This is a genomic window from Alloactinosynnema sp. L-07 (assembly GCF_900070365.1).
Classification (GTDB): Bacteria; Actinomycetota; Actinomycetes; order Mycobacteriales; family Pseudonocardiaceae; genus Actinokineospora.
Window position 1 is genome coordinate 6,451,694 of record NZ_LN850107.1, and the last position, 22,852, is coordinate 6,474,545.

The window sequence follows — 22,852 nt, forward strand, 5'->3', positions numbered from 1 at the left end:
ATTTCCTCACGGGCCGAGCCGCTGTACTCGCCACACGCCGTCGCGGTTCTGCTGGAAGCGCAGGCGGTCGTGCATCCGGTCCTGCCTGCCCTGCCAGAACTCGACGACCTCCGGCTGGATCCGCCAGCCGCCCCAGTGTGGCGGCACCGGCACGGTCTCGGAGTCGGCGAAGCGGCGCTCGACGTTGGCCAGCGCGGCCTCCAGGGTCGCCCGGCCGCTCACCACGATCGACTGCGGCGACGCCCACGCGCCCAGCTGCGAGCCGCGCGGGCGCTTGGCCCAGTACTCGGCGGTCTCGGCGGCCGACACCTTCTCCACGGTGCCGCGCACGGTGGCCTGCCGGTGCATCGCGTACCAGGGGAAGGTCGCCGAGGCGTAGCGGGTGGCGAGCAGGTCGTGGCTCTTGGCGGAGGTGTAGTTGGTGAAGAACACCAGCCCGCGCTCGTCGAGACCCTTGGCCAGCACGGTGCGCGAGGACGGCCTGCCGTCGGAGTCGGCGGTGGCCAGCACCATCGCGTTGGGCTCGGCCACCCCGGCCTGCCTGGCCGCGTCGAGCCAGGACTGGAGCTGCTCGTGCCAGGTCGCCGCCAGCTCGGCCTCGGTGAGTTCGCCCTGGTCGTAGGAGACCCGCATGGTGGGCAGTTCCAGGGTGATGTCGCCGTCCGCCATCCGCCGCTCCTCCGTGAAGGTTTCGACAACCGACGTTACGGGGTATCCAGATGAACGGAAACCGCCCGTGCGGTGACAGCGACCACGAACGTGGAACGAGCGGCGGCCGGCGGGTTACGAGTTAGTGCTGATCGACAAACTGAATCGATCCACTGGATCGTGACCGAAGACACCGCCGTGAACGATTGCTAACCGCGCTCGCGAGGAGCATGGTTTGGCCAGCCGTGCAGTGGTGCCCGGCGTCGGTGGCCTGCACATCTCGGCCTCCCGCTGCCGCTGCGCGAATCCGTCGGGGACATGGCGCGAAAGGCGAGGCAAATGCACAACGCGGTGCAGGAAAAAGAGCAGGTACCGGACCAACCGGATGACGGGTTCCGCCCCGGTCTGGAAGGCGTCGTCGCTTTCCGCACCGAGATCGCCGAGCCCGATCGCGACGGCGGCGCGCTGCGCTACCGCGGCGTGGACATCGAGGACCTCGTCGGCAAGGTGACCTTCGGCAACGTCTGGGCGCTGCTGGTCGACGGCCGTTTCGGCCCCGGCCTGCCGCCCGCCGAGCCGTTCCCGCTGCCGGTGCACTCCGGTGACGTCCGGGTCGACGTCCAGGCGGGCCTGGCGATGCTCGCCCCGATCTGGGGCTACCAGCCCCTGCTCGACATCAGCGACGACGAGGCCCGCGACCAGCTGGCCCGCGCGTCGGTCATGGCGCTGTCCTACGTCGCCCAGTCCGCGCGCGGCATCCACCAGCCCGCCGTGCCGCAGAAGCGCATCGACGAGTGCACCTCGATCACCGAGCGCTTCATGACCCGCTGGCGCGGCGAGCCCGACCCCAAGCACGTCCAGGCGGTCGACGCCTACTGGGTCTCCGGCGCCGAGCACGGCCTCAACGCCTCCACCTTCACCGCCCGCGTCATCGCCTCCACCGGCGCCGACGTGGCGGCCTCGCTGTCGGGCGCCATCGGCGCGATGTCCGGCCCGCTGCACGGCGGCGCCCCCGCCCGCGTGCTGCCGATGATCGAGGCCGTGGAGAAGTCCGGCGACGCCCGCGGCTTCGTCAAGGGCATCCTCGACCGCGGCGAGCGCCTGATGGGCTTCGGCCACCGCGTCTACCGCGCCGAGGACCCGCGCGCCCGCGTGCTGCGCCGCACCTGCCAGGAACTCGGTGCCGAGCGCTACGACGTCGCGGTCGCGCTGGAGCAGGCCGCACTGGCCGAGCTGCGCGAGCGCCGCCCGGACCGCGCGATCGAGACCAACGTCGAGTTCTGGGCCGCGGTGATCCTCGACTTCGCCGAGGTCCCGCCGCACATGATGCCCGCGATGTTCACCTGCGCCAGGACGGCGGGCTGGTGCGCGCACATCATGGAGCAGAAGCGCACCGGCAGACTGGTCCGACCGGCCGCCAAGTACATCGGCCCGGCCCCGCGTGGGCCGGAAGAGGTCGAGGGCTGGAACGAGATCGCCCACCTCTGAGTCTTCGCGAGACGAAGCGCCCGACCGTCGCAACCGGCCGGGCGCTTCGTCGTCTGTGGGTCAGGCCGGTGTCTTGGTCATCCGGCGCAGGGACACCGCGTCGTGAGCGGAGAAGGCCGTCACCTCGGCGCCGTGGTCGCGGACCAGCTCCCGCAGCCGGGCCTGGTTGGCCAGTCGAGACTTCTTGTCCGCCTGCATGATCGTCTCGAACATCGATAGCAGCGGCGGCACCGGCAACTCGGCCGGGTCGACCTCACCGCGGTGGAAGAAGGCGTCGCCCGCGTGCAGGAGCCAGCCGTCGGGGGCGTTGACCGCGATGCCGACGTGCCCGCGGGTGTGGCCCGTCAGCGGCACCAGCAGGAAGTCGTCGGACAGCCCGACCAGCCCGCGCACGGACTCGAAGCCGAACCAGGGTTCGCCGTCGGCGTCGGGGTAGATCTCCCACTTGGGCTCGTGCGCCCACTGCGCGGCGCGGAAGCGCTGGCGGTCACGGTAGGTCGCCTGGGCGGTCGCGACCTGGTGTTCCGGGCCGTAGACGTGCACCGTCGCGTCCGGGAAGTCGCGCAGGCCGCCCGCGTGGTCGAGGTCCATGTGCGTCAGCAGGATGTGCCGGACGTCGGAAGCCTTGTGTCCCAATGCCTCCACCTGTCGGATGGCCGACATCGACGGGTCGGCGACCGGCCGCACCAAGTGGACGAACTCGCGCGGCAGGGTACCGGGCAGCGACGCCAGGTCGGCCTCACCGAAGCCGGTGTCGATCAGCACCAGCCCCTCGGCGGTCTCCACGAGAAGCACATGGCAGACCATGTGGGCGAAGCGGAAGTAGCCGGGCTCGCCGTCGAGCAGCTTGGCGCCCATAGGGTGCATCGAGCCGCAGTTCAGGTGGTGCACACGCACGTCAGAGTCCTCTCACCAGGGTTCGCAGTGTCGCGCCGACGTCGTACAGCGGCGCGGTGTCTCGGTTGGTTCTGGCCAGCAGTTGAGCGCCTTCCAGCGCGGCCAGCACGGTCGTGGCCAGCGCGTCGGGGTGGGGGACGCCGTGCTGGACAAGGAAATCGCGGGTGACGGTGTGCCAGGAGGCGAACGCCGTGACGCACGCGGCGCGCACGACGTCACCGCCGTCCGGAGCGACCGTTCCAATAGGACAGCCACGCTGGAAGTTCGACGCGGCGAGGTGTTCGGCCAGCCCGTCGACCACCGCGTCGAGTCCGGCGGCCGGGTCGGGCGCGGCGGCGAGGGTCGTGCGCACCCAGTCGCACAGCTCGGCCGCGGCCATCGTGACGGCCTCGGCGGCGAGCTGCTCCTTGCCGCCGGGGAAGTGGAAGTACAGCGAGCCCTTGGGGAGCCCGCCTTCGGCGAGGACCTGGTTGAGGCCCGTGCCGTGGTAGCCCTGGGTGCGGAACAGCGTCGCCGCGGTCCGCAGCGTTCGTTCCCGTGTGTCGTTTCGACGGCCCATGGGACGTACTATACAGACCGGTCTATTTCCGTCCAGTAGGGTTGTCGGACATGGACTACGAGATCCAATACGGCGGCGCCCGCGCGTCGATCGCGGGGACCGGCGCGACGCTGCGGGCCTTCGAGGTCGACGGCGTGCCCTACCTGGAGACCTTCGCCGCGGGCGCCCGGGCGCCGCTGGGCTCCGGCGCGGTCCTGCTGCCCTGGCCGAACCGGACAGCGGGTGCCCAGTGGGACTTCCACGGCGAGAAGCAGCGCCTTGAGGTCACCGAGCCCGCCCGGGGCAACGCCAGTCACGGGCTGGTCCGGCACGCGGCGTGGGCGCCGGTCGAGGTCGCCGAGGCGACGGTCGCGCTGGCCGTCGAGATCATCGACGAGCCCGGCTGGCCCTTCCGCTTCCGCGCGACGATCACCTACGCGCTGGACCACCGCGGCCTCGTGGTCACCCACGGCGTCGAGAACCTGGGCGAGCGGACCATGCCCTTCGGCGTCGGAGCCCACCCGTATCCCCGCCCCGGCCGCGCGGACCTGGAGACCTGCGAGCTGACCCTGGCCGCCACCAGCCACCTCCCGCTCGACCCCGACAAGATGACCCCGGCCGGTCCCGCCGCCCCGGCGAAGCTGCACCGCAAACCTTTGCGCGACCTCGTCCTCGACGACGCCTTCGGCGACTGCGCCCCAGGTCAGGACGGCCTGGTCCGGCACACCCTGGCCGGACCGGACGGCGGCGTCGAGGTGTGGGCGGACCCGGTGTTCCGGTGGGTCCAGGTGTTCACCCCGGCCGAGTTCCCCGGCAGGCCGGGCCGGGCGGTCGCGATCGAGCCGATGACCTGCCCGCCCGACGCGCTCAACTCCGGCACGGACCTGCTGCGGGTCGCCCCCGGCGGATCATGGTCCGCATCCTGGGGCATCACGCCGCTAGGGTTGGCGTTGTGACTATCGCGGTGACTGGCGGATACGTAGTTCCCATACACGGCACGCCCATCGAGGACGGGACAGTGCTGATCGCGGACGGCAAGATCGTCGCGGTCGGCGCGGCGGCCGACGTCGAGGTGCCCGACGACGCGGAGATCATCGACGCGTCCGGGTCGTGGGTGCTGCCCGGGTTCGTCGAGGCGCACGCGCACGTCGGCGTGAACGAGGAGGGCGAGGGCTGGGCCGGGCAGGACACCAACGAGATGACCGACCCGGTCACCGCGAAGGTCCGCGCCATCGACGGCATCAACCCCGACGACGAGGGCTTCCGCGACGCGCTCGCGGGCGGGGTCACCACTGTGGTGGTCAAACCCGGCTCGGGCAACGTGATCGGCGGGCACACCGTCGCGGTGAAGGCGTGGGGCCGGACCGTGGACGAGATGCTGCTGCGCGACCCGGTCAGCATGAAGAGCGCCCTCGGCGAGAACCCCAAGCGCGTCTACGGCGAGAAGAAGACCATGCCGTCGACCCGTCTCGGCGTCGCCGCGGTCATCCGCGAGGCGCTGACCAAGGCCCAGGACTACAAGGCGCGCAAGGAGAACGCGGCCGAGGAGGGCAAGCCGTTCGACCGCGACCTGACCAACGAGGCGCTGGTCGCGGTGCTCGACGGCGACCTGCCATGGTGCCAGCACGCCCACCGCGCCGACGACATCGCCACCGCCATCCGGCTGGCCGACGAGTTCGGCTACCGGCTGGTGATCAATCACGGCACCGAGGCGCACCTGCTGGCCGACCTGATCGCCGAGCGCGACATCCCGGTGGTCATCGGCCCGCTGATCGTCAGCCGCTCCAAGGTCGAGGTCCGCCGCCGCGACTTCCGCAACCCGGGCATCCTGGCGCGCGCGGGCGTGCGCATCGCGATCACCACCGACGCGCCGGTCGTGCCGATCAACTTTTTGGTCCACCAGGCCACTTTCGCGGTCAAGGAAGGCCTGGACGCCGAGACCGCGCTGCGCTCGATCACGGTCAACCCGGCCGAGATGCTCGACCTGGACGACCGGGTCGGCGCCCTCAAGCCCGGCCTCGACGCCGACCTCGTCATCTGGTCCGGCGATCCGCTGGACGTGATGAGCCGCGCGATGCGGGTGTTCATCGACGGCCGCGAGGTCTACCGCTTCGACGAGACCACCGGCGTCGGCGTCACCGAGAACCCGTTCTACCGCGAGGGAAACTAAGAGCTGATCACGTCGTCGACGGTCCGCTCGGGGTTCTGGCCGCAGCCGTAGAGGACCGCGGAGACGATGTACGGGTCTTGTTCACGGAGCGGTTCGTTGCGGGCGCGGTAGATCCGCTCCAGCAGCGACCGCTGGTCGGCGGTGGACATGGCGAAGAACGTGCGGCAGCTGGTGGTGCCGTCGGGCAGTGGCACGTCGGTGAGGTTCAGGTACACCGCGCGGCCGCCGATCGCCAGTCCCACCGCGGCCAGCGTTCCCACCACGGCGATGGCGACCTTGCGGGCCGGGAACCGGGCGGCGACATCGACGGGCTCGGGTGCGCCGATGTCGGTCGCCCGCACCATTCCGGCGATCAGGTCGCGGAATCCCGGATCGTCCTTGAACTGCCGGTTGAGCGCGTCGACCAGCGGCCTGCGCCGGGCGGGCGCGGCCGGGTCGGCGGCGAACAGGTCGAACGTGCCCGCGGTGCCCGTGCGGCGAAGCCTGCCGATCACCGCGTCGTAGAGCGTGTCCGCGGCGCGTTGCCGCTGGCCCGTGATCGTCCTCGCCACCAGTTGGGCGAGGACCTCGACCACGTGCTCGGCCAGCGTCGGGAAACTCAAGGGAACCCCCACAGTCTCGGGACAGACTTCGGTGTACCGGGTTGATCGTCGGGAAGCCCGGCAACGTAAGTCGGGGGCGGTGTCTAATTGCCGCCGATCACCCGTTGCGGAGCTGACGGGCGATCACCATACGCTGGATCTGGTTCGTACCCTCAAATATCTGAGGGACCTTCGCCTCTCGCATGTACCGCTCGACCGGGAAATCGCGGGTGTAACCGGCGCCGCCGAGCACCTGCACCGCGTCGGTGGTGACCTTCATGGCGGCGTCGGTGGCCACCAGTTTCGCGATGGACGCCTGGCGCACGAACGGCAGTCCGCGGTCGCGCCTGCGGGCGGCCTCCAGGTAGGTCGCGCGGGCCGACTCGACCGCGGCGGCCATGTCGGCGAGCAGGAACTCGACACCTTGGAACTCGATGATGGCCGAGCCGAACTGGGTGCGCTGCTTGGCGTAGGCGACCGCCTCGTCGAGCGCGGCCTGCGCCAGGCCGACCGCGCACGCGGCGATGCCGAGCCTGCCGGAGTTCAGCGCCACCAGGGCGATCTTGAGCCCCTGGCCTTCGACGCCGAGGAGCCGGTCGGCGTCGACCCTGGCGTTGTCGAAGATCATCTGGGCGGTGGTGGAGCCGGTGAGGCCCATCTTGCGCTCGGGTGCCGCGGCCGAGAGACCCGGAGTTTCCCCATCGACGAGCAGGCAGCTGATGCCCTTGCCGCCGTTATCTGACGTGCGGACCATGGTGGTGTAGAAGTCCGCGTGCCCCGCGTGGGTGATCCACGCCTTGGTGCCGTTCACTACATACTGGTCGCCGTCGCGGGTCGCCCTGGTCGACAGCGCCGCCGCGTCCGAGCCCGCGTGGGTCTCCGAAAGCGCGTACGCGCCGAGCAGTTCGCCGCCGAGCATGTCGGGCAGGAACCGGTCGCGCTGCTCGTCGGTGCCGTGCTCGGAGAGCGCGAAGCAGGACATGGTGTGCACCGACAGGCCGACGCCGACCGACATCCACGCCGCGGCGATCTCTTCGAGGACCTGCAGGTAGACCTCGTACGACAGGGCCGAGCCGCCCCACTTCTCCGCGTAGGGCAGGCCGAGCAGGCCGCTGCGGCCGAGCAGCTTGAACTGCTCGCGTGGGAAGCGCTCCTGCTCCTCGTACGCCGCGGCGAGCGGCGCGAGTTCGTCGCGCGCGATCTCGCGGGTGAGCTTGAGCAGGTCCTCCGCCTCGGTGGTCGGCAGCAGGCGCTCGGCGGGCATGGTCGTCCTCCGGGATACGGGAAGCGGTACGGGCGAGTGTACGAGAAACAGTACTGAGGGACGCCTCAGCGTACTGTTTTCGCCGCGCGGTTGTCGATACGCTGGTCCGCATGACCACCGCCCGCCGCGCCCCGACGGCCCGTCAGGCGGCCCTGCTGGAGGAGCTGCTCGCGCTGTTCCTGCGCGACGGGTTCGCCGAGTCGACGCTGGACGACTTCGCCGCCCGCCTGCACTGCTCCAAGTCCACGCTCTACGCGCTGGCGCCGAGCAAGGAACAGTTGGCCCGCAAGGTCGTCGGCCACTTCTTCCGCGGCGCGACCGAGCGGATCGAGAAGGACGTCGCCGCCGCGCGCGACGCCAGGGACCGGATCGTGCGCTACCTGGCGGGCGCGGGCGAGGAGATGAGCCGGGCCACCGCCGCGTTCGTCGCCGACGTCGCCGCGTTCCCCTCGACCAGGCGGGTCTACGAGCGCAACGCGCTGGCCGCCGCCGCCCGCATCCGCGCCTTCATCCAGGAGGGCGTCGCCGACGGGCTGTTCCGGGACGTGCACGCCCGGCTGGTCGGGGAGATGGTCGGCTGGATCATCGAGGGCATCCAGACCGGCGTGCTCGGCGCCAGGGCCGAGGTATCCGACGCCGAGGCGTTCGCCGGGCTGGCGGATCTACTGCTGCGCGGCCTGGACCCAGGACGATCGGGTGTGTGATACGTGTCCCAACGCAACCCATCCGGCCGGCGTACGGCTGTCCGATATGCGCTCGGACCACTAGCGTAGGGGGTTCAGGACCCCAACGGGGCGGTGCTGTGCCGCGGCGGTCACCCAGCCGCGCCTCGCACCCGACCACGGGCCACACCGGCTCGGCTCGGACCGCCGCCTCGCGACCGAGTGTGAGAGGTAAGTCCATGCCCGACGGGACCGTAGCGCCCACCGGCACCGAGCAGACCGCCACCATCGCCTACCCGGGCGGCGCGCATGAGATGGCGGTCGTGCCCGCCACCGAGGGCACATCCGGTGTCGACCTAGGCAAGTTGCTGGCCAAGACCGGGCTGGTCACCCTGGACCCCGGTTTCGTCAACACAGCGGCGTGCTCGTCGGCGATCACCTACATCGACGGCGACGCGGGGATCCTGCGCTATCGCGGCTATCCGATCGAGCAGCTGGCCGAGAAGTCGACCTTCCTGGAGGTCAGCTACCTGCTGATCTTCGGTGAGCTGCCGGGGGCCGCCGAGCTGGAGGAGTTCACCCACAAGATCAGCAGGCACACCCTGCTGCACGAGGACCTCAAGCGCTTCTTCGACGGCTTCCCGCGCGACGCGCACCCGATGCCGGTGCTGTCCTCGGCGGTGTCGGCGCTGTCGACCTTCTACCAGGACAGCCTCAACCCGTTCGACCCCAGGCACGTCGAGATCTCCACGATCCGACTGCTCGCCAAGCTGCCGACGATCGCGGCCTACGCCTACAAGAAGTCCGTCGGCCAGCCGTTCCTCTACCCGGACAACTCCCTTGGCCTGGTGCAGAACTTCCTGCGCATGACCTTCGGGCTGCCCGCGGAGAACTACGAGGTCGACCCGGACCTGGTTCGCGCGCTCGACCTGCTGTTCGTGCTGCACGCCGACCACGAGCAGAACTGCTCGACCTCCACGGTGCGCCTGGTCGGCTCGTCGGAGGCCAACCTCTTCGCCAGCGTGTCCGCGGGCATCAACGCCCTGTTCGGCCCGCTGCACGGCGGCGCGAACAGCGCGGTGCTGGAGATGCTGGAAGGCATCCGCGACGGCGGCGACAGCGTCGAGACCTTCATCAACAAGGTGAAGAACAAGCAAGACGGCGTCAAGCTCATGGGCTTCGGCCACCGGGTCTACAAGAACTACGACCCGCGCGCGGCGATCATCAAGAAGACCGCCGACGAGATCCTCGGCAAGCTCGGCGGCGACGACTCGCTGCTGGAGATCGCCCAGCGGCTGGAGGAGCACGCGCTCAACGACGACTATTTCGTCGAGCGCAAGCTCTACCCGAACGTCGACTTCTACACCGGCCTGATCTACCGGGCCATGGGCTTCCCGACGAAGTTCTTCACCGTGCTGTTCGCCCTTGGCCGCCTGCCCGGCTGGATCGCCCACTGGCGCGAGATGATGAACGACCCGGCCACCAAGATCGGCCGCCCGCGCCAGGTCTACATCGGACCAACCGAGCGCGACTACAAGCCCGTCAGCGAACGGTAGCCGCCTCCCCGGAATTTCTACGTTTGGTTGCCAGTGCTGGAAACGTGCCGGTAGGCGGTCACCGTGGTCGGCTGCCGTCACGGTGCCCCTTGGGTGCGGTCTGTTGGGGCGACAGATTCTTCGCGCGGGGCCGTCTCAAGTCGGGCGGCCCCGTTTGCTTGCCGGGGCAGGTTCGGGGATGGCCCGTGTTCTGTCTGAAGTGGATAGTGCGCTAACTCTGGAGGGCTTCCCGGAGCTTGAGGCGGGCGCCGGTGCGCAGCGCGGCGCCCGCGTAGACCCGGCCGCCCAGCCAGGCCAGTCCGGCCACCGACAGCAGGGTGAGCACGGCCGCCAGGGCGATCTCCCAGCCTTGGACCGCGTCGAGTGCGATGCGGCCGGGGATCAGGATGGGGGAGAACGGCGGGATCAGTGACAACACGGTCGTCGCCGTGCCCGACGGGGCGCGGGAGAGCAGGCCGAAACCCAGGACGAAGGCCAGGACCAGCACCATCGTGATCGGCAGCAGGACCGACTGGGTCTCCTCCTGCCGCGACACCAGCGAGCCCGCCGAGGCGAAGACCGTGGCGTAGAACAGGTATCCGAGCAGGTACCACACGATTCCCCAGACCAGCGTGCTCGTCGCGGCGCCGGTGATGGTGAGGACGTCGGTGGCGGTGGCCAGGATCAGGCCGACCGCGCCGATCACGGTGAACTGGGCCAGGCCGACCAGGCCGAGGCCGACGACCTTGCCCAGCAGCAGCTGCCACGGGCGGACCGTGGCCAGCAGGACCTCCACGACCCGGCTGGACTTCTCCTCCACGACGCCGTGGGCGACCATCGTGCCGTAGAGCAGCAACGCCATATAGAGCATCGCGACGATCACCAGCGCCACCGCGAGCCGCTGGTCGTGGCTGGGATCGGGCGGGCCGAGCGCGTGCACGTCGGCGGTGGCGTCGGCCACGGTGTCGAGGACCTGGTCGGGGTCGAGGTCCTCCACCGCGGCGAGCTGGGCGCGCAGGACCTGTTCCTGGACGATGGCGTTGAGCGCCTTGCGCAGGTCCTCGTCGAGCGTCTCGCGGACCAGCACCCGAAGCGCCGCGGGGGCGCCGCTGACCAGCACATCGAGTTCGCCGTCGGCCACCATGGTCTCGCCCGCGCCGAGGTCGTCGATCAAGACGGTGCGCACCGCGACGCCGCGGGAGTTGGCCTGGTCCTGCAACTGGCCCGTGATCGCGGTGGCCTGGCCGGACAGCCCGACCCGGCTGGTGGGCTCCCCGGCGAACAGGGCGCTCTGCATGAGGACGAACGCGGTGAGGACGGCCAGGGACACCGCCGTGCCGATGAGGAACGACTTGGTGCGCAGCCGGGCGTTGAGTTCCCGCCGGGCGATCAGCCACACCGTCCGCCGCAGGCTCACCGGCTTGCGGCGCGCCCGCGCTGGGTCCAGTGGCGCGGCGGCGAACGCGGTCACCGGTCGGCTCCGACAACGTCGCGGAACAGCTCGGTCAGCGAGGGGCGGTGCCTGCTGAACTCGTGTACCGGGCCGGTGGCCAGCGCGGCGGCCAGGACGGGTTGGTCGTCGGCGCCCTCGGCCAGGCGCAGGCGGGTGTGGCCGTTTCCGGCGTCGAGGACCGTGGCACCCGGGACGCCGTCGGCCCACCCGGGAGCGGCGCCGGGCGCGTGCACCATCAGCGTCGTCCCGCTGCCTTCGCGTAGTTCGTCGACCGTGCCGCAGGCCACCATGTGTCCACTTCGGATGATCCCGACCCGGTCGCACAGCCGCTCGACGAGGTCGAGCTGGTGGCTGGAGAACAGCACCGGCACCCCGGTGTCGGCCTGTTCGCGCAGCACCCCCGCGAGCACGTCGACGGCGATCGGGTCGAGGCCGGAGAACGGCTCGTCCAACACCAGCACCTCGGGGTCGTGCACCAGCGCCGCGGCCAGCTGCACTCGCTGCTGGTTGCCCAGGCTCAGCTTCTGCACCTCGTCGCCGCGGTGCTCGCGTAGGCCGAGGCGGGCGATCCAGGACTCGGCGTTGCGGTGGGCCTCGTTGACGCCGAAACCGTGCAGTTCGGCCAGATAGACCAACTGGTCGAGCACCTTCATCCGCGGGTACAGCCCGCGCTCCTCCGGCAGGTAGCCGAAGGCGCGGCGGGCGTCGTGGTCGATCGGGGCACCCGCCCAGCGGGCCTGGCCGCCGTCGGGCCGCACGACGCCGAGGATGATCCGCATGGTGGTGGTCTTGCCCGCGCCGTTGCCGCCGACGAAGCCGAACAGCTCGCCCGCGCGGACCTGGAAGCTGAGGTGGTCGCACGCCAAGACCTCGCCGTAGCGCTTGGAGACCTTGTCGATCTCCAGCATCGCCGCAGCAGGCACGCTGACCCCTTCCCCGGTTCCGGTCACCGCCAGTATTCCGTGTCCGGGTCGCGCGTGGCCGCCCGGTCGGGTGCGGCTGCAAACGAGTTGACCGTTTCGGGTCTGCGACGGAACCGATCGGAGGATGCTCCGTCAAAGAGGCGAATGATCCTGGTAGGACCATTGGAGGGGCGAGGATGAACCCTGAGCAGTGGCTCGCGCAGTACGACGAGAAACTGAAGCAGGCCGCGGCCAGTGCGCAGAAGGCGGACAAGGCCCTGCGGGAGGTCGGCGGAACGGCGACGTCGCAGGACGGGGAGATCACCGTCCGGGTCAGCGCCAGTGGCGCCACGACCGGGCTGGTGCTGCGCCCGGGGGTGCGCGACCTGGAGCCCGAGCAACTCGCCCGGCAGATCATGGACCTGACCCGGCAGGCGCAGCGCGAGGCCAGCGCCCAGGTGGTGGCCACCATGCAGGAGTTCATGGGCGACGGGCCCGCGCTCGACGTGGTCAAGGAGCACCTGCCGGAGGGCTACGCGGGCGACGGCGAGGAAGACCCGGCGAACCTGGAGCTGCGGCGCGACACCAGAGCCGACGACGACTACTTCGACAACCCACCCGAAGTCGTGAACTAGGGAGCAGGCGAACATGGGCAGCGGTTTCAACGTCAACGTGGCCGAGGTCCGGGTGCACACCCGGACCGTGCAGACCTGCTCCACCCAGGTCCAGTCGGCCACCGGCTCCGCGCAATCGGTGACCGACGGCGCCTACGGCGTCATCGGCCAGTTCTTCGCCTCGGCGATCCTGAGCGCGTGCGGCGACGTCGTGCAGGGCATCGCCAAGGTCGCGGGCTCGATCGAGGAGGTCCGCCAAGGACTGGAAGCGGTCGCCGCGGACTACGAGAACATCGACAACGCCAACGCGTCCACGCTCAGCGGCCGGAGGGCATAGGGCAATGGCCACCACGACCACCACGACCACCGCGGAACAGGGTGCGGCGAACCTGACCAACGACGTGCGCAGCGCCAAGGACGCCATCGAGCGCGGCGACTGGCTCGACGCGGGCCTGTCGATCACCAACGTGGCGATGGACGTCATCGGCATCGCGGGCGACCCGCTCGGCGCCGCGGCGGGCGCCGGGTTCGGCTGGATCATCGAGCACATCTCGTTCCTGCGAGAGCCGTTCGACGCGCTGCTCGGCGACGCCAACTCGATCACGGGCAGCGCCAACGGCTGGATGAAGACCGGCGAGCAGATCACCGCCACCGCCGAGCGCTACCGCGAGGCCGCGCGCACCGAGACCTGCAACTGGCACGGCGCCGCCGCCGACGGCTACCGCCGCGCCAGCGCCACCCAGGCCCAGGGCCTCGACGCGCTAGCCCAGGTCAGCCAGGGCATCGGCCAGGCGATCCAGCAGGCGGGGCAGCTGCTCGCCGAGGTGCGCAAGACCGTGCTGGACTTCATCAACAAGTGCGTCCAGAAGGTCATCCAGATCATCATCCAGGCGCTGGCCGAGGCGTGGGCGAGCTTCGGTGCCAGCATCGCCAAGGGCATCGTGCAGTCGGTGGCCGAGGCGGTGCAGACCGCGCAGAAGGTCGTCGGCAAGATCCAGAAGTTCGTCTCGTCGCTGCAGAAGATCATGCAGACGATCCAGAAGATCGTGCAGCTCGCCAAGGCCGTCAAGCAGTTGCTGGAGACCATCGGCGGGCGGGCGGGCGGCTCGCAGGGTCCCTCGACCCGGCAGACCGCGCCGATCGACACCAGAGGCATCGACACCGCGGCCAACGCCCGGTACAGCCGCGACGGGGACCCTTCCGGCGCCGACTACCGCAGGCCGACGCACCAGGACTACCGCTACGACCAGTACCAGCCGGGCACGGGCGCGACCCTGCCGAACTACACGCAGGGCACGCAGTCCAGGCCGCGCACCTACGAGCAGCCGACCGGCGGCGGGGGCGGGGGCAGGCCGGACTACTCGCACGGCGCGGTCCCGGCGCCGTCGACCTACCGTCCGCCGACCGGCGGTCCGGGGACGACGATGCCGGGTTACCCGGCCACCGGCGGCCCTGGCCAGATCTCACGCGTCGAGCCGCCCGCGGGCTATGGCCCCAGCGGTCCCCCGCCGGACGCGGGTGCCCCGGCCTCCCGGGTCGACCGGGCCCGCTGGATCGGCTCGGCGGTGGAGATCCTGATCAACCACGGGGTCGACCCGTCGCGGATCAACGCCGAGCAGATCGCCCAGATCGTCGACCGCAACTCCGGCGGCAACCCGCACGCGATGAACCTGCAGGCGCCGAGCGTCTCGGAGGGCTACCCGCCCAAGGGCATGATGCAGATCACCGACCAGATGTTCCAGCAGCACCAGGTCCAGGGCTACGGCAACATCTGGGCTCCGGTGGACAACATGCTGGCCGGGGTCATGTACTTCCTGGCCCAGTGGGACACCCTGCTGGACGCCTTCACCGCCACGGCACCGGATTTCGGCCCGCAGCGGTAGTTTTCGCCGAAAGCGGCCTCGCTCTCCTGGAGCGGGGCCGCTTTCGCTTGTGTCGGAACGAATCCGACCACCACCACCACCGTCAACGCCGCCCGCGGTGGCCAGTGCTCCCACCCGCCGCGTAGCAGGGAAGCGCTGTGCCCACGTCGGCCGAGACCGCTAGTGCTGTGTCCATGGACGTTGCCGGGCTCTCGACGGCCCAGCTTCCCGCCGGCCGTACCGCCAAACGCCCAAGTACACCCAGTACGAGCGGCATTCCGGCGGCACACCCAGCGGAAACCTGGATCCGCCGATAGCCCGACAACGTCCATGGACAAAGCACTAGGTCCGGGACGGCGTGACCAAGCCGATCGGCGATGTGCTCGTTGGCGGCGGTCAAGCCCGCTGGCCGAGGCCTCGCAGGGCGCGGGCGACCAGGTCGGTGACGGCGGGCCTGGCAGCCAGCGCCTCGGCTTCGACCAGGCCGATCCGGGTGCGCCGGTGCAGCACGTCCTCGGCGTCGAGGGCGCCCTCGTGGCGGACGGCCCAGACGACCTCGGCGGCGGTGACGCCCGGCGCGACGGGTTCGGCGAGGGCGGGGTCGAGCAGGCCGATCGCGTGGATCTTCGCGGCATCGGTGCCGTAGCGCCGGATCAGCGGCTCCGGTGCGTCCACAGTGGAGAGTTGGGCGCGCGGTGCGGCGCCGACCAGGGGCAGTGCCTTGGTGCGGCTGGGGCCCGCGGCCAAGCCCGCGGACTCCACCGCGCGGTCGACGGTGTCGGCGGCCATCTTGCGGTAGGTGGTGAGCTTGCCGCCCACGACGGTGATCACGCCGTCGGGCGCGGTGAGCACCGCGTGGTGGCGGGACAGGTCGGCGCTGCGACCGCTGGTGCCGCGGCCGGGCAGGTCGAGCAGCGGGCGCAGGCCCGCGAAGCGGCCGAGGATGTGGGCGCGGGTCGGCGGGGTGGCCAGGACGGTGCCCGCGATGTCGAGCAGGAAGTCCACATCGGACTCCGGCACGGCGGGCACGTCCGGGATCGGGCCGTCCACCGGCTCGTCGGTCAGGCCGAGGTAGAGCCTGCCGTCGGCCTGCGGCAGCAGCAGCGCATAGCGGCCGAAGTGACCGGGGACGGGGATGGTGAGCGCGGCGTTCCGGATGCCCATGGCCGCGCCGTCGAGGACCAGGTGCGACCCGCGCGAGGGGCGCAGCGTCACCGAGTCGACCAGCGTGCCCGCCCAGACGCCGGTGGCGTTGACGGTCGCGCGGGCCTGGATCTGCACGGTGTCGCCGGTGAGTCCGTCGACGACGTCGGCGCCGGAGCCGGTCAGGGTGGTCACGCGGGCCTTGGTGAGCACCCGGGCCCCGAACCCCGCCGCCGTGCGGGCCAGCGCCACGACGAGCCGGGCGTCATCGATCAGCTGGCCGTCGAAGGAAAGCAGGCCGCCACGCAGGCCAGGGCGCCGCAGCCCCGGCGCCAGGGCGAGCGCCTCCGGCTCGGAAACCCTGCGCGGCCGGGGAAGCAGGCGCGACGGGGTGCGGGCGACCCGGCGCAGCACGTCCCCCGCGGCGAGCCCAGTGAAGGTTACCGTCGCGTCCACTGTGGACACGCCGGGGTGGAGGGGGATGAGCTGCGGCAGGGCGCGGGTGAGGTGCGGGGCGGTGCGGGTCATCAGGATGCCGCGCTCCACGGCGGACTCGTGGGCCAGGCCGACGTCGCCCTTGGCCAGGTAGCGCAGGCCGCCGTGGACCAGCTTGCTCGACCACCGCGACGTACCGAAGGCCAGGTCCTCGGCCTCCACCAACGCCACCGACAGCCCTCGCGACGCGGCGTCGAGCGCGACTCCGGCACCGGTCACCCCACCACCGACGACGAGCAGGTCGACCACCTCACCGGCGGCCAGGTCGGCGAGCTCGGCGGCACGCCGCTCGGCGTTGAGATGAGTGGCGGTCATGGGAGCTCCGAAGTGGTGTGCGGGCGAACGAACTGCGGGTGGCGGGTGGTGTCAGCGGCAGGGTTGAGCATCAAGTGCGAGGATCCGTGGGTGTCGCGCGCCGTGGGCGGTGTTTGGCTGGTGGTGCGGCCCGCGTGCGGTGGTCATGGGCGTGTCGGGGTGGTCGGGCGCAGGCTCGCGTCGAGGACGTGCGTGAGTTCGGCGAACAGCCGCTCGGGGTCTAGCGTCGCCGTAGCGGGGGTGAACGACAGGGCGAAGGACTGCACGACGAGCAGGGTCGCCCTGGCCTGTGCGGCCGCGTCCGCCCGGCGGACCGAGCCGTCCTCGTGGCCCAGGGCGATCTGCGCGCGCAGGAAGCCTTCGGCGAGGTGCTGTGTGGTCCCCAGCCGTTCCACGATGTACGGCAGCACGAGGGCGCCGTCGCGGTCGAGGATCGTGCGCATGAGGGGGTCGGCCGTCAGCGCGCGGACGGCGGCGACCGCGCCGACGACCAGGCGGTCTCTGGCAGTCGGATGGTCGACCGCCATGGACCCGACGTCGGTGAGAATCGCGGAGAACTCCCTGGTCATCAGGGCGGCCAGCAGCGATCGCACGTCCGGGAAGCGGCGGTACAGCGTCATCCGGCTGACCTCGGCGCGGCGGGCCACGTCGGTCAGGGTGGTTCGGCCGACGCCTTGGTCCAGGACGCAGGCGCGGGCGGCGTCGAGCAGCACGTCGTCGTCGACGCGGGTCGGAGAGGTGTGACGTTTTGACGTCATATGTCACACTCTAGCGGTCGGGTCGCCCGCTGACCACTCGCCTGTCGCTATCGCCGCTTGCGCACCACCCCCAATCCGATCCCGCCGACTAAGCCCGCGAAGAACAGCAGCCACGACACTGTTGTCCGCCCGCTGATGGCTCGCTCGCACATGTCGATGTAGGCCACGGTGACCGGCCGGTCGTTGGCGCCCAAACCCTCGACGACCGACCGCGTCTCCACCCCGCCGATCGTGTTGCCGCAGGACACCTTGCCCGGGGCGGCCGCGTTCGGACTCGCCACCCGGACCGGTATCAGCGCGAGGATCAGCCCGAGCAGCAGTGCGATCACGGCCAGGGTGGCGGCGAAGCGGGCCGGGCTGAGGGTGACGCGGTCCAGCGGGTCTTCGGGTTCGGTACTCATGACATAGATCCTGGCAAAGTTCGCGGCCCGATGCCGGAATCTATCCACAGCCCGACCCGCGACGCCCACCCGCGACGGCGGCTTCGGGCGGCAAGGCCGCGGCCACAAATGTCTATAAAGGACTAGCGGGTCACCAGACCGTCACCTAAGGCGCGTTTTGTGGGTTGGTCGGCGTGTTGGTGCTGGATATGAGGGTGCCCCTGCGCAGGCTGGTGATTGCTGAAGATCGCCGACCTGCGAGGGGCACTGTCATGTTGCCTGCTGAGGATCTGTTCGTCCACTGCTACGTCCTCGTCGATGACCTGATCAAGGATGGAGTGGTGGTCATCCCGCCGCGTCCTGGTCCGGCACCGGCCTGCACTGACGCCGAGATCATCACGATTGGGCTGGTCAGACACCTGATGGGTCGGCGCAGCGAGTCCGGATTCGTCGCCGAGATCCGCCGCGAGTGGCCACGACTGTTCCCGTCGCTGCCTCACATCAGCGAGGTGAACCGCCGCGCCCGCTGGCTCTATGGCGCCTACGAACAGATCCGCCAGGCCGTGCTCGCCACGGTCCCTGCCGACACCTGGGGTCAGATCGACACCTCCGCGCTGCCGGTCAAACACCCCAGCCGGGTCCGCGGCCCGGACTCCTGGACCGGGCCCAACGAGCTGTGCGCCCGTTTCGGCCGCGACGCCGCACACGGCGAGTGGTTCTACGGTTTCCGCCTCGCTGTGCGCACCGACCTGGGTTCGCGGCTGGTCCGAGCCTGGGCGATCGTGCCCGCGACAGTGAGCGAACGCGCACTGGTCCCCGACCTGATCGCCGGCGCCGAGCAACTCGTCGGCCTGCTCAACGATAAAGGCTTCAACGGCCGAGCCTTCACCAAATCCCTTGCCGCACAAGGGATCACAAACCTGGTGCCGCCAACCAAGGCCGACCGCGCGACCATGCCAGCCACCCTGCAGAAGATCATCGCCGAGTGGCGCAACCGCGTGGAAACCACCTTCAGAGAACTCACCGACACCATGGAACTCGCCCGACACGGCGCTCACACCTTCCACGGCCTGCTCACCCGCACCGCCGCCACCATCGCAGCCCACAGCATCGCCCGGATCGCCCTACCGACAAACTGAACCCACAGAACGCGCCTAAGGGGACCGAGACGGCGGCTGACCACGGTGACCGCCAAACCGCACGATTTCGTCGGCAGGCGACCCAACGTAAAAATTCCGGGGAGGCGGGGGAGTCCGGTGGGCGGCGTCGGGTCGCGGCGCCGCCCACCGGGGATCTAGGGGGTGGCGGGGGAGGTGGGGGCCTTGCGGGGCATGTCCGACGGTTTGGGGATCCGTTGGAGGGGGATGGGCGGGGGCGCGTCCGGGAGGCCGTAGTAGCGGTAGAGCTCCGTGGCGGTCTCGGCGGACAGCGCCCCCTCGGCTTGGGGGGCGTCCTTGACGACGTCCAAGGCGACCTCCACTTGGACGCCTTCGGCGCCGGGGTGGGCGCCGGCCAGCGGGACGAAGCTCTCCCGGTGACCGAACAGCCCGGTGCGCACCGTCACCCATCCGGGTTCGCGGGTCGCCCCATCGAGGTACACCGTGCCGACTCGGCCGATCTTGCGGCCGTCCGGGTCGTACACGTCATGGCCGATCAGGTCCTGCGGTCTCATGCAGACCACGGTCACTCCGTCCGGCTCCACCCGCAACCGCGAACGGCCCGGCCTCACCCGTGGTTCACCCCATCGGGGACTGGGACGGCCAGGCCGCGGGCATCGGCACGAGGCTGGCGCGCGGTCCGGTCCAGACATAGGTCCAACACAGCGCGCCGTCGTCGAGGACCACTCGAATCCGGTTGTACTGGCTGCCCTCGTAGGCGTCGGCGGCGGCGAGGACGTCGGGTCCGGCCAGGTCGACCACCCAGCCGTCGACGCCGGGACCTGCGCCGATGGTGAGCGCGGGGTAGCCGCGGCCGGTGTCGAACAGGGTGCCCGCGACCCGCGCGCGGCGGGGGGCGCCGACGGTGCCCGGGGCGAGGATGTGCCAGGCCGAGGCGCCGGGCTGGAGGGTGCCGTAGACGAAGAGGGACCGTGGGTAGGCGTCGGGGACGGGATCACCCGTCAGGACGTTGTAGTCGAGCCCGTCGGTCGTGCCAGGAACGCCCGCGCCCGCCGGGTCGGTGCGCCGCACCATGGCGCCGTCGACCAGCAGGGGGCGGCGGGACTCGCTCGCGCCGACGTAGGCCAGCACCCCGTCGAGCCGTCCGCCGTCGACCAGTGTCACCCGTCCGGTGTGGACGTGGGCCAGGTGGTGGCGCGTGCCGCGGCCCTCGCAGGCGTCGAGGGCGCGGACCTGAGCGGGGGTCACCATCAGCACGGCGTGCTCCTCGGTACCCGGCAGCGCGGCCAGGACCACCGGGCGCGCGTCGTCCACCACGCGCTGGCCCGCCGCCCAGACCGCGGCCAGGCCGTCGCAGCGGGCACGCAGGACCACGACCGGGCCGGACATCCCCAGCTCGGTGCGCAGCCAGGTCAGCTTCGACGGGCACGCGTTGGAGCCGTAGGCCAGCACCGGCACCCGCTCGGCGGTGACCGGCGCACCCCGGCCGCGCAGCCACGCGTCCAGTTCGACGCCGTCGACCCGGCCGTCGGCCAGCGGCCACCCCGTCCCGTCGTCGTGGACGTAGGAGAACGCCGGGCAGGTGCCGGGGTAGGGGAGCGCGGGATAGTCGGCGTCGGCGAACATCGGGCGGCGGCTACCTGTCGCCCTCGGCCTCAAGTTCGGCCATGAACTCGGCCCAGAACTCCTCGACGGTGCGTTCGAAGCGGATGCCCAGCTCCAGTGCCTTGACCTGCCAGCGGTCGGCGAAGTCGATGATCTGTTCGCGCTGGGCGATGTACCCGTCGCCGCGGGCCTTGTGCGAGGCGTGGCGGGCGCGGGCCAGGTCGAGCAGGGTGGACTCGTCGCCGAAGGTGGCGAAGAACAGCTTGAGCAGCCCGAGGTCGCGCACCTCGGTCTGCTCCGGGGTGGGCGACGCGAGCCACACCGCCAGCGCCGCGCGGCCCTCGTCGGTGATCGAGTACGTGCGGCGGCGTCTGCCGCTCTCCTCGACCGCGGCGGTCACCAGTCCGTCCTCGGCCAACCGCGCGGGCTCGTCGTAGAGCTGAGAGTGGGCGAAGGCCCAGAAGTTGCCGATCGTGTAGCCGACGCGCTGTTTGAGGTCGTAGCTGGTGGCCGGGCCGTGGGCGAGCATCCCGAGCACTACGTACGACGTCGCGTTCAGCTTGCGGTCGCGCGGGGTCGATGCGGGCAGGGCGGGTCACCTCCTGGCAGATGGGACTGCATGACCCTACCTAGTCGGTTGAACAGCCGCGCCCGTTCAGCGGTACCCGTGGGGGCGGCCGGGCGGCCGCCCCCACCGACGGTGTCAGTCCAGGTGTCGCACGTCGAGCTTGCCCTCGGCGTGCTGGGCGCGCAGAACCTTCTTGTCGAACTTGCCGACGCTGGTCTTGGGCACCTCGGCGATGAACGCCCAGTTCTCGGGCAGCTGCCACTTGGCGACCTTGTCGGTCAGGAAGCCGCGCAGCTCCTCCGGCTGGGCCTCGACGCCCTCGCGCAGGACCACCGTGACCAGCGGGCGCTCGTCCCACTTCGGGTCGGGGATGCCGATGACCGCGGCCTCGGCGACCGCCGGGTGGGCCATGACGGCGTTCTCCAGCTCGACCGAGGAGATCCACTCGCCGCCGGACTTGATGATGTCCTTGGAGCGGTCGGTCAGGGTCAGGAAGCCGTCCGGGGTGAGCGTGCCGACGTCGCCGGTGCGCAGCCAGCCGCCGTCGAACTTCTCCGTGCCCTCCCCGTCTTCATCCAACCGGTAGTAGGAACCCGTGATCCACGGGCCGCGGACCTCCAGCTCACCGACGCTCTCGCCATCCCACGGCAGTTCCTCGCCGCCGTCGCCGACCAGACGCGCGCTGACGCCCGCGGGCAGGCGGCCCTGGGTGTAGCGGTAGGCCCAGGTCTGCTTCTCCGACAGCCCGGCGGGCGGGCGGCACAGGGTGCCCAGCGGCGAGGTCTCGGTCATGCCCCAGGCGTGGACGATGTGGACGCCGTACTTCTCGGCGAAGGTGTGCATCATCGACGGCGGGCAAGCCGAGCCGCCGACGACGACCTCGCGCAGCGAACTCAGGTCGGCCGGGTGCGCGTCGAGGTGGGCCAGCACGCCCTGCCAGATGGTCGGCACCGCGGCCGACTGGGTCGGCCTGGTCGCCTCGATGAGCTTGACCAGCGGCTCCGGCTGCAGGAACCGGTCGGGCATGATCAGCGACGCGCCGGACATGAACGCCGCGTATGGCAGGCCCCACGACATCGCGTGGAACTGCGGGACGATCACCAGCGAGCGGTCCGCTGAGGACAGGCCCATGCCGTCGGCCATGCAGATCTGCATCGAGTGCAGCCAGATCGAGCGGTGGGAGTAGACCACGCCCTTGGGGTTGCCGGTGGTGCCCGAGGTGTAGCACATCGCCGCCGCGGCGCGTTCGTCGATCTCGGGCCAGTCGAACTCGGTGGACTGGGCGGCGAGCAGGTCGGCGTAGGCGTGCACCTGGACGCCCTCGGGCGCCTGGAGGGCCGCGGCGTCGCCATTGGCCACGATGACGTGCTTGACCGTCTTGAACGTGGGCAGGTGCTGGGCCAGCAGCGGGACCAGGGTGCCGTCGACGATGACGACGTGGTCCTCGGCGTGGTTGGCGATGTAGGTCAGCTGCTCAGGGAACAGCCTGATGTTGAGCGTGTGCAGCACCGCCCCCATCGCGGGCACCGCGAGGTAGGCGGTGAGGTGCTCGGCGTTGTTCCACATGAACGTCGCGACCCGCTGGTCGCCGGTGACACCGAGTCCGCGCAGCGCGTTGGCCAGCTGGGCCGACTGGGTCCCGACCTGGGCGAACGTGGTGATCCGGCCCTCGGTTCCGGTCCAGGTCACGACCTCGCTGCCCGCGTGCACGGCCGAGCCGTGGCGCAGCAGCGTGGCGATGGACAGCTGGCCGTCCTGCATGGTGCTCAACATCGTCGATCAAGCTCCCTGGGGTCACCCCGACTACCGACTGGTAACCAGAGACGATAGTGCGCGAAACGCGTCCGCGACATGGT

At 70.8% G+C, this 22,852-nt stretch carries 23 protein-coding genes; 9 read left to right on the forward strand and 14 right to left on the reverse strand.

What is annotated here, in order from left to right; all coding sequences use genetic code 11:
• Positions 1–6: 6 nt before the first annotated feature.
• Positions 7–669 (reverse strand): pyridoxamine 5'-phosphate oxidase, encoded by a 663-nt coding sequence (gene pdxH, locus BN1701_RS29490; protein ID WP_054054225.1) that lies wholly within the window; start codon positions 667–669, stop codon positions 7–9.
• A 318-nt stretch (positions 670–987) separates the two neighbouring features.
• On the opposite strand from pdxH, the gene BN1701_RS29495 reads away from it, so the two are divergent.
• Entirely contained in the window at positions 988–2,136 is a 1,149-nt protein-coding gene (locus tag BN1701_RS29495; protein ID WP_054054226.1) for a citrate synthase 2, read from the forward strand.
• A gap of 60 nt (positions 2,137–2,196) precedes the next feature.
• On the opposite strand, the gene BN1701_RS29500 is transcribed toward BN1701_RS29495, so the two are convergent.
• Together BN1701_RS29500 and BN1701_RS29505 are read right to left on the reverse strand one after the other, a co-directional pair.
• Positions 2,197–3,033, reverse strand: a complete 837-nt coding sequence (locus tag BN1701_RS29500; protein WP_054054228.1) for an MBL fold metallo-hydrolase — start codon at positions 3,031–3,033, stop codon at positions 2,197–2,199.
• A 1-nt stretch (position 3,034) separates the two neighbouring features.
• Positions 3,035–3,592, reverse strand: coding sequence for a TetR/AcrR family transcriptional regulator (locus BN1701_RS29505; RefSeq protein WP_054054230.1), 558 nt, complete (start codon positions 3,590–3,592; stop codon positions 3,035–3,037).
• A 50-nt stretch (positions 3,593–3,642) separates the two neighbouring features.
• Here BN1701_RS29505 and BN1701_RS29510 point away from each other — a divergent pair, with 50 nt between their 5' ends.
• Both BN1701_RS29510 and BN1701_RS29515 read left to right on the forward strand, forming a co-directional pair.
• The gene (locus tag BN1701_RS29510) at positions 3,643–4,527 is read left to right on the forward strand and encodes an aldose 1-epimerase family protein (protein WP_054056233.1); all 885 of its coding nucleotides are present in this window, start codon (positions 3,643–3,645) and stop codon (positions 4,525–4,527) included.
• Entirely contained in the window at positions 4,524–5,741 is a 1,218-nt protein-coding gene (locus tag BN1701_RS29515) for an amidohydrolase (protein WP_054054232.1), read from the forward strand. Before BN1701_RS29510 ends, BN1701_RS29515 begins: the two co-directional genes overlap by 4 nt.
• Here the strand turns inward: BN1701_RS29515 and BN1701_RS29520 are convergent.
• Together BN1701_RS29520 and BN1701_RS29525 are read right to left on the reverse strand one after the other, a co-directional pair.
• The gene (locus BN1701_RS29520) at positions 5,738–6,343 is read right to left on the reverse strand and encodes a hypothetical protein (RefSeq protein WP_157368284.1); all 606 of its coding nucleotides are present in this window, start codon (positions 6,341–6,343) and stop codon (positions 5,738–5,740) included. The genes BN1701_RS29515 and BN1701_RS29520 overlap by 4 nt on opposite strands.
• Positions 6,344–6,440: 97 nt before the next feature.
• Positions 6,441–7,586, reverse strand: coding sequence for an acyl-CoA dehydrogenase family protein (locus tag BN1701_RS29525; RefSeq protein ID WP_054054236.1), 1,146 nt, complete (start codon positions 7,584–7,586; stop codon positions 6,441–6,443).
• A 110-nt stretch (positions 7,587–7,696) separates the two neighbouring features.
• Between BN1701_RS29525 and BN1701_RS29530 the strand changes: the two genes are divergently transcribed.
• Both BN1701_RS29530 and BN1701_RS29535 read left to right on the forward strand, forming a co-directional pair.
• Entirely contained in the window at positions 7,697–8,290 is a 594-nt protein-coding gene (locus tag BN1701_RS29530; protein ID WP_054054238.1) for a TetR/AcrR family transcriptional regulator, read from the forward strand.
• Between the two features lie 197 nt (positions 8,291–8,487).
• Positions 8,488–9,804, forward strand: coding sequence for a citrate synthase (locus tag BN1701_RS29535; protein ID WP_054054240.1), 1,317 nt, complete (start codon positions 8,488–8,490; stop codon positions 9,802–9,804).
• 211 nt (positions 9,805–10,015) lie between these two features.
• On the opposite strand, the gene BN1701_RS29540 is transcribed toward BN1701_RS29535, so the two are convergent.
• A complete protein-coding gene (locus BN1701_RS29540; RefSeq protein ID WP_231949753.1) occupies positions 10,016–11,254 on the reverse strand; it encodes an ABC transporter permease in 1,239 nt (412 codons plus the stop codon).
• Positions 11,251–12,144, reverse strand: a complete 894-nt coding sequence (locus BN1701_RS29545) for an ABC transporter ATP-binding protein (protein ID WP_054054241.1) — start codon at positions 12,142–12,144, stop codon at positions 11,251–11,253. The genes BN1701_RS29540 and BN1701_RS29545 overlap by 4 nt, the downstream gene beginning before the upstream one ends.
• A gap of 191 nt (positions 12,145–12,335) precedes the next feature.
• Here BN1701_RS29545 and BN1701_RS29550 point away from each other — a divergent pair, with 191 nt between their 5' ends.
• Genes BN1701_RS29550 through BN1701_RS29560 form a run of 3 tightly spaced genes read left to right on the forward strand, consistent with a single transcriptional unit; the run spans position 12,336 to position 14,635 of the window.
• Complete coding sequence (locus BN1701_RS29550) at positions 12,336–12,773, forward strand: YbaB/EbfC family nucleoid-associated protein (RefSeq protein WP_054054243.1); 438 nt, start codon at positions 12,336–12,338, stop codon at positions 12,771–12,773.
• Positions 12,774–12,786: 13 nt separating this feature from the next.
• Positions 12,787–13,089 (forward strand): type VII secretion target, encoded by a 303-nt coding sequence (locus BN1701_RS29555; RefSeq protein WP_054054245.1) that lies wholly within the window; start codon positions 12,787–12,789, stop codon positions 13,087–13,089.
• A gap of 4 nt (positions 13,090–13,093) precedes the next feature.
• A complete protein-coding gene (locus BN1701_RS29560; protein WP_054054247.1) occupies positions 13,094–14,635 on the forward strand; it encodes a transglycosylase SLT domain-containing protein in 1,542 nt (513 codons plus the stop codon).
• Positions 14,636–15,010: 375 nt separating this feature from the next.
• Here the strand turns inward: BN1701_RS29560 and BN1701_RS29565 are convergent, their stop codons facing one another.
• The 3 genes from BN1701_RS29565 to BN1701_RS29575 all read right to left on the reverse strand — a co-directional run bounded on the left by BN1701_RS29565 (position 15,011) and on the right by BN1701_RS29575 (position 17,726).
• Positions 15,011–16,567, reverse strand: coding sequence for a glycerol-3-phosphate dehydrogenase/oxidase (locus BN1701_RS29565; RefSeq protein ID WP_054054249.1), 1,557 nt, complete (start codon positions 16,565–16,567; stop codon positions 15,011–15,013).
• Positions 16,568–16,710: 143 nt separating this feature from the next.
• A complete protein-coding gene (locus BN1701_RS29570) occupies positions 16,711–17,325 on the reverse strand; it encodes a TetR/AcrR family transcriptional regulator (protein WP_054054251.1) in 615 nt (204 codons plus the stop codon).
• A 47-nt stretch (positions 17,326–17,372) separates the two neighbouring features.
• Positions 17,373–17,726, reverse strand: coding sequence for a hypothetical protein (locus BN1701_RS29575; RefSeq protein WP_054054253.1), 354 nt, complete (start codon positions 17,724–17,726; stop codon positions 17,373–17,375).
• Between the two features lie 251 nt (positions 17,727–17,977).
• Here BN1701_RS29575 and BN1701_RS29580 point away from each other — a divergent pair, with 251 nt between their 5' ends.
• Positions 17,978–18,844 (forward strand): transposase, encoded by an 867-nt coding sequence (locus tag BN1701_RS29580; protein ID WP_054054256.1) that lies wholly within the window; start codon positions 17,978–17,980, stop codon positions 18,842–18,844.
• A 155-nt stretch (positions 18,845–18,999) separates the two neighbouring features.
• Here the strand turns inward: BN1701_RS29580 and BN1701_RS29585 are convergent, their stop codons facing one another.
• The 4 genes from BN1701_RS29585 to BN1701_RS29600 all read right to left on the reverse strand — a co-directional run bounded on the left by BN1701_RS29585 (position 19,000) and on the right by BN1701_RS29600 (position 22,769).
• On the reverse strand, positions 19,000–19,377 hold the full coding sequence (locus BN1701_RS29585; protein WP_157368286.1) for a PRC-barrel domain-containing protein: 378 nt from the start codon (positions 19,375–19,377) through the stop codon (positions 19,000–19,002).
• Between the two features lie 64 nt (positions 19,378–19,441).
• Positions 19,442–20,449, reverse strand: coding sequence for a gamma-glutamylcyclotransferase (locus BN1701_RS29590; RefSeq protein WP_054054261.1), 1,008 nt, complete (start codon positions 20,447–20,449; stop codon positions 19,442–19,444).
• Between the two features lie 10 nt (positions 20,450–20,459).
• The gene (locus BN1701_RS29595) at positions 20,460–20,957 is read right to left on the reverse strand and encodes a helix-turn-helix transcriptional regulator (protein ID WP_067521405.1); all 498 of its coding nucleotides are present in this window, start codon (positions 20,955–20,957) and stop codon (positions 20,460–20,462) included.
• 174 nt (positions 20,958–21,131) lie between these two features.
• Complete coding sequence (locus tag BN1701_RS29600) at positions 21,132–22,769, reverse strand: long-chain fatty acid--CoA ligase (protein WP_054054265.1); 1,638 nt, start codon at positions 22,767–22,769, stop codon at positions 21,132–21,134.
• Between the last annotated feature and the right edge of the window lie 83 nt (positions 22,770–22,852).

Excerpts from the sequence above, each read along its gene's own strand:
- BN1701_RS29600 (WP_054054265.1), bottom strand. The coding sequence starts at position 22,769 with ATGTTGAGCACCATGCAGGACGGCCAGCTGTCCATCGCCACGCTGCTG.
- BN1701_RS29570 (WP_054054251.1), bottom strand. The coding sequence starts at position 17,325 with ATGACGTCAAAACGTCACACCTCTCCGACCCGCGTCGACGACGACGTG.
- BN1701_RS29550 (WP_054054243.1), top strand. The coding sequence starts at position 12,336 with ATGAACCCTGAGCAGTGGCTCGCGCAGTACGACGAGAAACTGAAGCAG.
- BN1701_RS29525 (WP_054054236.1), bottom strand. The coding sequence starts at position 7,586 with ATGCCCGCCGAGCGCCTGCTGCCGACCACCGAGGCGGAGGACCTGCTC.
- BN1701_RS29565 (WP_054054249.1), bottom strand. The coding sequence starts at position 16,567 with ATGACCGCCACTCATCTCAACGCCGAGCGGCGTGCCGCCGAGCTCGCC.
- BN1701_RS29535 (WP_054054240.1), top strand. The coding sequence starts at position 8,488 with ATGCCCGACGGGACCGTAGCGCCCACCGGCACCGAGCAGACCGCCACC.
- BN1701_RS29575 (WP_054054253.1), bottom strand. The coding sequence starts at position 17,726 with ATGAGTACCGAACCCGAAGACCCGCTGGACCGCGTCACCCTCAGCCCG.
- BN1701_RS29545 (WP_054054241.1), bottom strand. The coding sequence starts at position 12,144 with ATGCTGGAGATCGACAAGGTCTCCAAGCGCTACGGCGAGGTCTTGGCG.
- BN1701_RS29580 (WP_054054256.1), top strand. The coding sequence starts at position 17,978 with ATGTTGCCTGCTGAGGATCTGTTCGTCCACTGCTACGTCCTCGTCGAT.
- BN1701_RS29530 (WP_054054238.1), top strand. The coding sequence starts at position 7,697 with ATGACCACCGCCCGCCGCGCCCCGACGGCCCGTCAGGCGGCCCTGCTG.
- BN1701_RS29555 (WP_054054245.1), top strand. The coding sequence starts at position 12,787 with ATGGGCAGCGGTTTCAACGTCAACGTGGCCGAGGTCCGGGTGCACACC.
- BN1701_RS29560 (WP_054054247.1), top strand. The coding sequence starts at position 13,094 with ATGGCCACCACGACCACCACGACCACCGCGGAACAGGGTGCGGCGAAC.
- BN1701_RS29510 (WP_054056233.1), top strand. The coding sequence starts at position 3,643 with ATGGACTACGAGATCCAATACGGCGGCGCCCGCGCGTCGATCGCGGGG.
- BN1701_RS29495 (WP_054054226.1), top strand. The coding sequence starts at position 988 with ATGCACAACGCGGTGCAGGAAAAAGAGCAGGTACCGGACCAACCGGAT.
- BN1701_RS29595 (WP_067521405.1), bottom strand. The coding sequence starts at position 20,957 with ATGCTCGCCCACGGCCCGGCCACCAGCTACGACCTCAAACAGCGCGTC.
- BN1701_RS29590 (WP_054054261.1), bottom strand. The coding sequence starts at position 20,449 with ATGTTCGCCGACGCCGACTATCCCGCGCTCCCCTACCCCGGCACCTGC.
- BN1701_RS29585 (WP_157368286.1), bottom strand. The coding sequence starts at position 19,377 with ATGAGACCGCAGGACCTGATCGGCCATGACGTGTACGACCCGGACGGC.
- pdxH (WP_054054225.1), bottom strand. The coding sequence starts at position 669 with ATGGCGGACGGCGACATCACCCTGGAACTGCCCACCATGCGGGTCTCC.
- BN1701_RS29505 (WP_054054230.1), bottom strand. The coding sequence starts at position 3,592 with ATGGGCCGTCGAAACGACACACGGGAACGAACGCTGCGGACCGCGGCG.